We start from the raw sequence: 3266 nt of genomic DNA on the forward strand, positions 1-3266 counted from the left end.
CCCGGCCAGCAGGGCCAGCCGGCCCCAGCGCAGGTCGTCGCGCATGGCCACCAGCCCGAAGGCCAGCCCGACCCCGATGACCGCGAACGCCGGCGCCGCGTGGAGGATCTCCAGCTGGGTCGCCGGGTGCCACGGCCCCCGGCCGGGCGCCGCTACTCCTCGGCCTCGGGAGGCTCGGGGCGGGCGATCAGGCCCAGGCGGGGGCGGCTGGTCCGGGTCAGCTCCGGGTCCCAGCCCTCGGGGACGATCCGCTCGCCCTTGCCCTCGCCGCCGCAGCTGCATGTCCAGCTCGCCGGACGCACGGCGCCGCAGCGCTCGCACGTCCAGGTCCCCTCCTGCTCGGTCGTCTCGGCCACGCCGCCCTCCTCCGCCATGGTTCGGCTCCCAGGGTAGCCGCTGCCACGGCCGGGCGACGGTTCGGTCCCATCTTCATATCCGGTGTGCGAGGCGGACGCTACCCCATGGCGGCGGCGGGTAGCATCTCCCCATGGGCCCATCGGACCTGCTCTACCGCCTGTACGAACGACGGCTGGCCGCCGACCTGCGCCGCCGGGGCGGGCTGCCCCGCCACATCGGGGTGATCCTGGACGGCAACCGCCGCTGGGCCCGCGAGCTGGGCATGGGCGCCCGCGAGGGCTACCGGCGCGGCGCCGACCAGATCGACCACCTGCTGGCCTGGTCGGCCGAGCTCGGCATCCCGGTGGTGACCCTGTGGCTGCTGTCGACCGAGAACCTGCTCCAGCGCCACCCGGCCGAGCTGGCCGAGCTGCTCCAGATCATCGAGGACAAGGTGGTCCAGCTGGCCCGCGACGGCGCCCCCAACGGCTACCGGATCGTGCCCGTCGGCCAGCTCGAGGCGCTGCCCGAACGGACCCGGGCCACCCTGCTGGCGGCCGAGGAGGCCTCCCGCGGCCACAGCGGCGGCGCCCTGCACGTGGCCGTCGGCTACGGTGGCCGGACCGAGATCACCGACGCCGTCCGCCGGCTGCTGGCCGAGTACGGCGACAAGAACCTGGAGCTGGCCGAGGCGGCCCGCCTGGTCACCCCCGACGAGATCGCCCGGCATCTGTACACCGCCGGGGTGCCCGACCCCGACCTGATCATCCGCACCTCCGGGGAGGTCCGGCTGTCCGGGTTCCTGCTGTGGCAGTCGGCGCACGCCGAGTACTACTTTGCCGACACATACTGGCCGGACTTCCGTAAGGTGGACTTCCTTCGCGCCCTGCGGTCGTATGCCCAGCGACGGCGGCGCTTCGGGAGGTGAACGGGGTGGCACGCAAGGACCGGGAGCGGGCCCGCAAGCGGCACGCGATCGAACGGGCCCGCCGGGAGTCCGGCTGGGAGCCGACGCCCAGGGAGGAACGGCCGGCGACCAAGACGGCGTCCACGACGGCGACCAGCCGCCCGGCCGCCAGCGGCCGCCAGTCGCCCCTGCTGAAGAAGGCCCAGGTCGGCGACGTCGACCGCAAGGGCCGGGTGTACGAGCGGCCGATGCTGCTGCATCCCAAGGTCGCCCTCTACCTCTACTTCGCCGTGCTCGGGGTCGGGCTGGTCAGCCTGCTCCGGCGCGACCCGACCCTGCAGGCGGTCGGCTACGGCGCCTTCGCCGTCGGCATGCTGGTGATCGCCGACTCCAAGACGACCTGGATGCGGGCCCTGCCGTTCATCGTCCTGGCCGCGGCCCTGGCCGCCGGCGCCGTCGCCCTGGCCATCGGCCTTGGCTGACGGGGCCGACCTGGGGTCCTTTCCGAGGCGGCACGCGCGGACCCAGGGGTTCACCCTCGGGCGGCCGCGGGGGTTCCAGGTCGGGGCCGACGGCGCCCGGGTGGCGTTCCTGCGCTCGGCGGCCGGGGACGACCCGGTCAACCGGCTGTGGGTGCTGGACGTGGCCACCGGGGCCGAGCGGCTGGTCGCCGACCCGGCCGCCCTGCTCGGCGGCGGCAAGGGCGGCCTCCCACCCGAGGAACGGGCCCGCCGCGAACGGGCCCGGGAGCGCGCCGGCGGCGTCGTCGCCTTCGCCGCCGACCTCGACCTCAACGTGGCCAGCTTCGCCCTGGCCGGCCGCCTGTTCGTCGCCGACCTGGGCGGTTCCGGCGGGGTGCGGGAGCTGCCCGCCGGTGACGCCGTCCTCGACCCGCGGGTCGACCCGACCGGGACCCGGGTCGCCTGGGTGGCCGGCCGCACCCTGCACGTCGCCCCCGTCGACGCCAGGGGCCCCGGGGGGCTCAAGCCCAGCCCCCCGGGGGATCGGGGGTCCGGCCCGCGGCGGCTGGTGGGCGAGGACGACCCGGAGGTCAGCTGGGGGCTGGCCGAGTTCCTGGCCGCCGAGGAGATGGGCCGGTCGCGGGGGTTCTGGTGGGCGCCGGGCGGGGAGCGGCTGGCCGTGGCCAGGGTCGACCTGGGCCCGGTGCGGCGCTACCACCTGACCGACCCGGCCAACCCGGCGATCGAGCCCGTCCAGCTCCCCTACCCGGCCGCCGGGACCGGCAACGCCGACGTCAGCCTGCACGTGGTCGACCTGGACGGCCGCCGGGTCGAGGCCCGCTGGGACCGGGCCGCCTACCCGTACCTGGCGTCGGTCCGCTGGGACGCCGGCGCCCCCCTGACCCTGCTGGTGCAGTCCCGCGACCAGACCGCCACCCTGGTCCTGGCCGCCGACCCCGACACCGGGGCCGCCACCGAGCTCGCCGCCCAGCACGACCCGGCCTGGGTCGACCTCGTTCCCGGGGTGCCGGCCTGGCTGGACGGCCGCCTGGTCCTGACGGCCGACGACCCGGCCTGCGACACCCGCCGGCTCACCGTCGGCGGCGAGCCCGTCACCCCGCCGGGGCTGCAGGTCGCCGAGGTGGTGGCCGTGGCCGGCGGGGCGGTGCTGGTCGCCGGGTCCGAGGAGCCGACCGAGGTCCACCTGTGGCGGGTCGTCCCCGGCGCCGCCCCCGAGCGGCTCACCGACGGGCCCGGCCAGCACGCCGCCACCGCCGCCGGCCGGGTGGTGGTGATCTCCCGCGCCGACCTCGACCACGACGGCACCGCCACCACCGTGACCGCCCCCGGGCGACCGCCGCTGCCGGTGGCCTCGCTGGCCCAGGCCTCGGGCCTGGTCCCCCGCCCGCGGCTGCTGCGGGCCGGCCCCCGGGAGCTGCGCTGCGCCCTGCTGCTCCCCGACCGGCCCGGTGCCGGGCCCGATCGACCGGGGGACCACCCCGGCGGTCCCCCGGACCCCCCCGACCGACCGGGGGACCACCCCGGCGGTCCCCCGGACCCCC

4 protein-coding genes are annotated in these 3266 nt (G+C 77.2%); 3 read left to right on the top strand and 1 reads right to left on the bottom strand.

Going from position 1 to position 3266, the window contains the following annotated elements; genetic code table 11:
- Positions 1 to 152: 152 nt before the first annotated feature.
- Entirely contained in the window at positions 153 to 374 is a 222-nt protein-coding gene (locus VF468_15345) for a hypothetical protein (protein HEX5879669.1), read from the bottom strand.
- A 113-nt stretch (positions 375 to 487) separates the two neighbouring features.
- Between VF468_15345 and uppS the strand changes: the two genes are divergently transcribed.
- From uppS to VF468_15360, 3 genes are all read left to right on the top strand, one after another.
- A complete protein-coding gene (uppS, locus tag VF468_15350) occupies positions 488 to 1264 on the top strand; it encodes a polyprenyl diphosphate synthase (GenBank protein HEX5879670.1) in 777 nt (258 codons plus the stop codon).
- A 5-nt stretch (positions 1265 to 1269) separates the two neighbouring features.
- Complete coding sequence (locus VF468_15355) at positions 1270 to 1725, top strand: hypothetical protein (protein HEX5879671.1); 456 nt, start codon at positions 1270 to 1272, stop codon at positions 1723 to 1725.
- The coding region (locus VF468_15360) for a DPP IV N-terminal domain-containing protein (protein ID HEX5879672.1) at positions 1718 to 3266 on the top strand (1549 nt) is incomplete at its 3' end. The genes VF468_15355 and VF468_15360, both read left to right, overlap by 8 nt.

This window comes from Actinomycetota bacterium (assembly GCA_036280995.1).
GTDB lineage: Bacteria > Actinomycetota > CALGFH01 > CALGFH01 > CALGFH01 > CALGFH01.